11 protein-coding genes are annotated in these 6,391 nt (G+C 64.9%); all 11 read right to left on the bottom strand.

The window, feature by feature from the left end; translation table 11 throughout:
- Positions 1-259: 259 nt before the first annotated feature.
- Entirely contained in the window at positions 260-1,021 is a 762-nt protein-coding gene (locus KIT79_12805; GenBank protein ID MCW5830182.1) for a DNA adenine methylase, read from the bottom strand.
- Between the two features lie 333 nt (positions 1,022-1,354).
- Positions 1,355-1,777 carry a hypothetical protein gene (locus tag KIT79_12800; GenBank protein MCW5830181.1) on the bottom strand — a complete coding sequence of 141 codons (423 nt, stop codon included), beginning with the start codon at positions 1,775-1,777 and terminating at the stop codon, positions 1,355-1,357.
- Positions 1,765-2,511: a phage Gp37/Gp68 family protein gene (locus tag KIT79_12795; GenBank protein MCW5830180.1), complete on the bottom strand. Its 747-nt coding sequence runs from the start codon at positions 2,509-2,511 to the stop codon at positions 1,765-1,767. Before KIT79_12795 ends, KIT79_12800 begins: the two co-directional genes overlap by 13 nt.
- On the bottom strand, positions 2,508-3,101 hold the full coding sequence (locus KIT79_12790; GenBank protein MCW5830179.1) for a metal-dependent phosphohydrolase: 594 nt from the start codon (positions 3,099-3,101) through the stop codon (positions 2,508-2,510). Before KIT79_12790 ends, KIT79_12795 begins: the two co-directional genes overlap by 4 nt.
- Entirely contained in the window at positions 3,088-3,384 is a 297-nt protein-coding gene (locus tag KIT79_12785; protein MCW5830178.1) for a hypothetical protein, read from the bottom strand. The genes KIT79_12790 and KIT79_12785 overlap by 14 nt, the downstream gene beginning before the upstream one ends.
- Positions 3,375-3,803, bottom strand: a complete 429-nt coding sequence (locus KIT79_12780; GenBank protein ID MCW5830177.1) for a hypothetical protein — start codon at positions 3,801-3,803, stop codon at positions 3,375-3,377. Before KIT79_12780 ends, KIT79_12785 begins: the two co-directional genes overlap by 10 nt.
- Positions 3,800-4,018 carry a hypothetical protein gene (locus KIT79_12775; protein MCW5830176.1) on the bottom strand — a complete coding sequence of 73 codons (219 nt, stop codon included), beginning with the start codon at positions 4,016-4,018 and terminating at the stop codon, positions 3,800-3,802. The genes KIT79_12780 and KIT79_12775 overlap by 4 nt, the downstream gene beginning before the upstream one ends.
- Positions 4,015-4,194 (bottom strand): hypothetical protein, encoded by a 180-nt coding sequence (locus KIT79_12770; GenBank protein MCW5830175.1) that lies wholly within the window; start codon positions 4,192-4,194, stop codon positions 4,015-4,017. Before KIT79_12770 ends, KIT79_12775 begins: the two co-directional genes overlap by 4 nt.
- Entirely contained in the window at positions 4,191-4,637 is a 447-nt protein-coding gene (locus KIT79_12765) for a hypothetical protein (GenBank protein MCW5830174.1), read from the bottom strand. Before KIT79_12765 ends, KIT79_12770 begins: the two co-directional genes overlap by 4 nt.
- A 27-nt stretch (positions 4,638-4,664) precedes the next feature.
- Positions 4,665-5,213: a host-nuclease inhibitor Gam family protein gene (locus KIT79_12760; protein ID MCW5830173.1), complete on the bottom strand. Its 549-nt coding sequence runs from the start codon at positions 5,211-5,213 to the stop codon at positions 4,665-4,667.
- An 82-nt stretch (positions 5,214-5,295) separates the two neighbouring features.
- Complete coding sequence (locus tag KIT79_12755; protein MCW5830172.1) at positions 5,296-6,360, bottom strand: AAA family ATPase; 1,065 nt, start codon at positions 6,358-6,360, stop codon at positions 5,296-5,298.
- Positions 6,361-6,391 lie beyond the last annotated feature (31 nt).

Below are 6,391 nucleotides of genomic sequence, written 5' to 3'. Positions count from 1 at the left end.
TGGGCGCGGCTCCCGGCGGGGTTACGCCCCCCCCCCCCCACACACACAGCAAGGCTAGCGCTTTGTAAACTATTGTCATAATAACTACCCGAAAGTTGTCATAAACCGGGTTTCATTCAGTTGTTTTTTCGGTGAAATCGGGCTTCTGCGTGACGAAACTGAAACTCAGGCACATCAAAATCGAAACCGCAATTTCCTCGAAAACTGAAACCCGCTTTGACACCGGTCTGTCTATTTCGTAGGGTCCGGTAGACATCACTCACCAGTTCCGAATGACCAGTTCCGACCGCTTCACCGCATTGCTGTTGCCACCGACCGTGTAGGTCACCCCGACGGTTTCGGTTCGCAGCCCCGCGAACGCCTCCCGCATCTCCGGACAGTCGTTCACCGACAGCAGGGCCTTTCCCTCCATCGAACGGAGCCGGTCCGCCAGAGCCCGGTATTCTGCCAGTTCGAACGGCACCCCGTAGTCAGCCGTCCCCCAGTAGGGCGGGTCCAGGTAGAAGAACGTGTGCGGCCGGTCATAGCGGCCCATGCACGTCTTCCAGTCCAGGTTCTCGACCGTCACCTGGGCTAGCCTCAGGTGACACGCCGACAGCTCCTCCTCGATCCGGAGCAGGTTCAGCTTCGGCGGACAGGTGGTGGCCGTCCCGAAAGTGAAACCGGTGGGCTTCGCCCCGAAGCTCCCTTTCATGAGGTAGTAGAACCGCGCCGCCCGCTGGATGTCGGTGAGCCCCTCCGGCTGGGCGGTCTTTAGCCAGTCGAACAGCTTCCGCGACACAAGCGACCAGCGGAACTGCCGGACGAACTCCTCCAGATGGTGCTGCACCACCCGGTAGAGGTTGACCAGCTCGCCATTCAGGTCGTTCAGGACTTCAGCCTTCGACGGCTCCTTCATCCAGAACAGCGCCGCCCCGCCGGCGAACGGCTCGACATAACAGGTGTGATCGGGGAAGAGCGGCAAGAGGTGCTTCGCCAGGCGGCGCTTGCCGCCCATCCATGGGATCAGCATGGGCAAGATCTTTCTGTGCTATGCTCCCGGCGCTCTGACGTCAGGGCGGGAGCCGTAGGCCGGACCAGCGGGTCGCACCGCCGGCGAGGTGGTCCAGCCGTGTTTGCTCACGGCCGGGCCGCTCCTTTAACATGTTACTTGGAGGCGGTTCCCCAACCTGGAACCGGGAAGGCATGCTCGCCGCGAAAAACTGTCCGAAATGTCATCAGCCAATGTCGCCACGCCCTGATCTGGTTGGGAAATACGTCACCAGAATGCTTCAAAGAAAAGGCTCGTATCAGGAGGTCTGGGTGTGTGTGAACAAGGGATGCACTGAATATAATAAGGAAAAAAGGATCACGGTCAGCGATCAGGACTAATGGTTGTGACCGGTTCCCCCGCGGATCCATTAGAATCCCACCTCACCAACCAGCCCTCGAACGGCAGGCCGTGGGTCCGGCCGAACCAGTCCCGCAGTTCGGTCCAGTCCCGGAAACCGTCGAGCCGGGCGAAGGAGTAGAGCGAGAGACCGTGCCAGTAGTCGGTCTCGTCTTCCTCGTGTGTGACCTCGAAACCCGTCCCGAAGATTCGGACAGGAAGGCAACTGATCACCTCCACCGTCGCCACCAGCTTGCACCCCTTCGTCCGCATGCCGGTGTAGAGCTTCAGCCGGTCGCCGGGCTTGCACGGCGGCCGGCCGTCGTTCCGGTGCGCCAGGATCGTCTGGCACTTCTCCCCGCTCCGGATCATCGGAACGAACCGCTTCTGGAAGTTCAGGGCTGGCATGGCTCCACCGTTTCCGTCCAGGTGTCGCCGGGAAACATCCGCACGCGCAGGTGTGCCGGGAGCTGTTCGATCTGCCCACGCTTGTCCGGGTGGCCACCTAGTTGTTTCATGAAGAATGGCACTCCGGCGCCCCGACACTGATACAGCAGGCTCTCGGCCCAGTCGGGGTGCATCGGCCGCGCTCCTGGCCCCGATTCGCCGCCCACGATCACCCAGTGGATTCCCTGCAGGGCCATATCCGGTAGCGGCCCGAGCAGCGGCTCGCACGAGAGGAACCGGACGGCGGCAGCGACGTCACTCAAGAGACGGATACGCGAGCGCCAGGAATGGGACTCCACGCTCACTCCCATCCAGATGTTAGGGGTCCAGGTGAGCCCGCGCGAGAGAGACCACAGCCGCTGCGCCCGCTTCGTCAGCACTTGGTAGGTGTGCCACGGCGTCTCGTTCATCACCCGGAACACGTCACGGATGAACTCATCGGACACCCGATCGTGAAACAGATCGCTCATGGAGTTCACGAACACCATGCGTGGCCGCTTCCAGCGGCGAGGAATGTTGAGCTTCTCGGGGTGCACTGCCAACTCGAATCCGGCCCGGTAGTGATCCAGACCCATCGCTTGGAGCCGCTTCGCCATCCGTTCGGCATAGCAGTGCTGGCACCCGGCGCTGATCTTTGTGCAGCCCGTAAGCGGGTTCCAGGTCTCCTCGGTCCATTCTATCAATGACGCGCTCACCGCATCGCCTCCTCGTCCATCCGGCCGAAAGGCGGGCGCACCACCGGCGTGCCGCTACCGGCCAGCGAGCGGAACTTCTCCAAGAACAGCGTCCGGGCCAGTTCTGGATGAAGCGGCTGCGCCAGCCGCTCCGGGAGTGGGGCCTGTCGGATACCCCACTCCTCCCAGCCTGGGCCGCAGAGGTCGCGGGCCTCGGTGACGAGCATGATGAGATCCGCGCGTTTCACGGTGGCAGGTTCTTCTTCCGGAAGCCCGAACCTCTGGCAGACCGCCGCCATCACCTTCCGTTCGATTTCACGGTATTCGGGGATTATTCGTTTCAGTGGCTTCGGGAGATCGACGACATAGGCCTCGGCGGCATCGTGCAAGAGGCCCCTTAGCTGCAGCTCCGGCGGGCACAGGTTCGCCACATATACCGAATGCTCGGCGACAGAGTAGAACTCCCGCGTGTGCCCAGCGAACCGGCACAGGTGAGAAAGCCCGTGAGCGATGTCGCCGATGTCGATAGTGTCTGGATCGGGATCATCGAACCGGATGAACCGGCCGCTCCGGGTCATGATGCTGGGTATGCCACTTTCAGTCGGGTGCATAGGTATCCTCCTCGGAACCAGTGCCGGCGTGTTCTCCGGCGGACGGGCGCCCATCGGCGGCAGCAGCTCGCCGGAGCATCGTGAGCGTCTGCCGGGCCTCCTCCATCGACCGGTCGCCTGTCATGCCGATCGACCGGTTGAATGCCGCCCGCCGTCCGATCTCGGCTTCGAACTCCTCCGGGCTCATGGACCGGAGCCGCCGCTCCCGCCAGCGGCGCAGCGCCGCCTGTTGCCGGGTCCGCTTCCGGTCGTACCGCGACATCGACCCAGGCATCATCCGCATGACCGCTCCTCCTCCAGGATACCGTTCCACGCACCGGCGATCCCGGCGACGAGATCGGCGAGCGGTCCCCCCGTGTGCATGTCGTTTCGAACACGGTTCACGCCGTGCAGGATCGTCGTGTGGTCGCGCCCGCCGGTGCCGCCGAACACCTCGGACGTGAGCGCGAGGCTCAGGCCGAGCGTCTGTACAGCGATGTACCAGACGGCATGCCGGACGGCGGCGGCGGGGACCCGGCGGCTCTTTCCCGTGATCTCCTCGCGGGCGAGACCGCTCGCCAGCTCGGCCGCCCGGAGGAGACGCTCCTCGGCTCCTCGCTCTCTGCGCGCCGCAAGCGCCCGCTCCGTGCGGATCAGGCGCGCCGACCGCATCCGGTCAGGCACGTCTGCACTGAGCGGAGCAATGGCCTTGTCAGTCTTCATCGGTCCTCACAGCGGCCTTCTCCGTCACCGGCCGGGAGCCTGAGCAGTGCGGAGACGGCCAAGGAGCATATGGCCATGGGCAGCAGGAAAAACACCATGCCGAACAGCACACAGGCGGCTAGCAGCCACCAGCTGGAGGTGGCGGCGGCCCCGGCCAGAAAGACGACCCAGAGAATGAACACCAGCAGCGCGGCCAGCAACGGGAAAAATATCATGCGGCCTCCCTTGCGGCGGACTCCAGGGAGTCCAGGAAATCGCAGAGCGTCTGTCCGTCACCGCCCCACAGGACCGTTGACGGATCATCCGTCCGTTGAAGAAACCATCTCCGTCTGGCGAACCAGACCCGCACGGTTCCGAACCACCCGGTGCGGAGCAGAAGACAGCCGTTCATCCGCACCTCCTTCCCAGCGCCTTCATCGCCTCGATCACCCGCTGGTAGTCCTGGCTGGTGAGGGGGGTGCTTTTGGCGATGGCCTTTTCCACGACCCCCTGCGCGAACGGGATCCCACGGGTCCGTTCCAGCTCCTCGATCAGCTTCCGGGCATAGGCCCGCTGGCCGGGGCTCGGAATGGCTGGGATCGGCCCGCCGCCGGACGTTCCCTGGGCAGGGGCGCGGGTGCGCGCGTGGGAGCGCCGGCGGGGGCGGCGGGGGTTGAGCCGGTCAATGATCTGGCGGGCCTCTTCCTTCGTGAGCCGGGTGACCGAGCGGAACCCCGACACCTGCTCAACGACGTCATAGATGCCCTCGCGGTCCAGACCAGCCGCCCGTCCCGCCGCCCAGATCGCCGGGATCTGGGCGGGGGTCACAGGCTCGGATGCGGGCTGGGTGTTCATGGCTGTTCTCCGTCCGTGGAGCGGCCGTCAGGCCGCGATCCTGTCCCGGCGGTCCTGGGTGACGGCCCGCTCGATCTCGCTTTCGGTCGGCTTCGCGATGAAGTCCTCCTTCTGCGTGACCGAGATGCCCTTGATCCCGTCGAACCGGGCGGGGTCGTCCAGGATGGTCTCCTTGTCGACGGTCTCCTTCGTACGGATGGCGTCCTCGAGCCCGTGCTTCTTCAGCGAGGCGATGACGGCCGCTTCGCCGGTGAGCGTGCATTTGGGCGGCGACACCCTCCACGACAGTTCGCCGGTGGCGAGCTTCGCGGTCTTCGAATTGCCCTCGAGCAGAGCGCCGCGGTTCGCCTCCGCCCACAGGTGAAGCCGCTGGAAATCGTTCTCGATCTCCGCATTCAGCGGCTCCGCCTCCTGGGCGGCCTCCTGCTGCAGTTTCGTCACGCGGTCGGAGAGGCGGCTCTCGATGGCCGTCACCTTCCGCTGGTTCTTTCCGATCCGGGCGAGCAGCTCCTCGGCTTCCGTCCGGCTGGCGGCGGGCTGGATCGCCGTCGTCTTCACTTTGCTGGTCTTCGACATGGGACTTTCCTCTTCGTCTGTGCGCCGTGTCTTCTCCGGCTTCCGCCACCACGGCGCGGGGTTATTGCCTCCGGCTGAATCGTCAGGCCGCTTTTCCCTTTGCGCCGTCCACCGGCGTCCCGATGACCATCCGGCTCTTGTCGGGCTCGCGGGCCGCTGTCTTCGTCAGCCCGGCCACGAGCTTCGACCGGACCTCCTCGCGCTTCTGGGCGCTCATCTCCTCCGGACGCGTGAAAAAGGTGCTGAGCGTGGACGCCGGAACGCCGGAGACCCCGGCCAGCTCGTTCTGGGAGAGCCCCTTCTGCTTCATCAGGGCGAACAGAAGGTTCGGCCTGAGCACGATCTCCACCGTCTCCGCCGAGACCTGTTTCTCGCCGCGACGCCAGGCATCGTGCAGCGCCTGCTGGCACAGCTGGTTGAGATCGAGCGGCAGCCAGGTGGCCTGGGATTTCTTGACGGCTCCGATCGCGTCCGGCGAAAACGTCTTCGGCGCTCCGGCCTCCTCCAGCTTGAGCCGGAGGTAGGGCTCGATCTCGTCGCGCCGGAGCCCCTTCAGTTCGTGGACCCGGATGCGCTGCCACAGGTGCAGCGCGTGGATTTTCATGAAACTCCTGATCGTGTCTTGCGCCACGAGGATCATCGCGAACAGCGGCCTCCCCGTGGACGAACGGAGTTCGTGCAGCGTCTTGAGTTCCCGAAGCACCCGCGCCGTGAGGTCATGCGCCTCGTCGATGACGAGCGCCACGCGGCCACCGCTGGCCAGCCGCGATTCCAGCGCCTGGTGCAGCCGTCTGGCCCTTACCTCGCGGCGGCTGCTGCCCGAGATACCCAGCGCGTCGTGGAGGGTGTCCTCCACCGCCGACACCGTGAGCTGGTTCTTCGCGCGGGCGAGCAGCGGCACGACCAGCAGCGGTTCCTCGGCGGTCCGGTCCCAGCGTTCCTTCGCCCGGCGGATCGCCTCATCCGCCGCCTCTGTCTTACCGGCCCCGATCGGGGCCGTGACGAGCAGCTTCGAATGCCGCTCGATGGCCGAATCCACCGCCGTCCGGGTGTCCCGGAAATCCTTCGACTCGAAAATCTCCCCCCGCCAGTCCGAGCTGAACGGGAGTTCCGTGAATCCGAAATGTGACAATGCCGCCTCCAGCATGTTGACCTCCGTGTACCGGTAGAACCTGCCT

It is taken from the genome of Deltaproteobacteria bacterium (genome assembly GCA_026129095.1).
Taxonomy (GTDB): Bacteria; JAGRBM01; JAGRBM01; order JAGRBM01; family JAHCIT01; genus JAHCIT01.
This window is presented reverse-complemented; position numbering and strand designations above follow the sequence as displayed.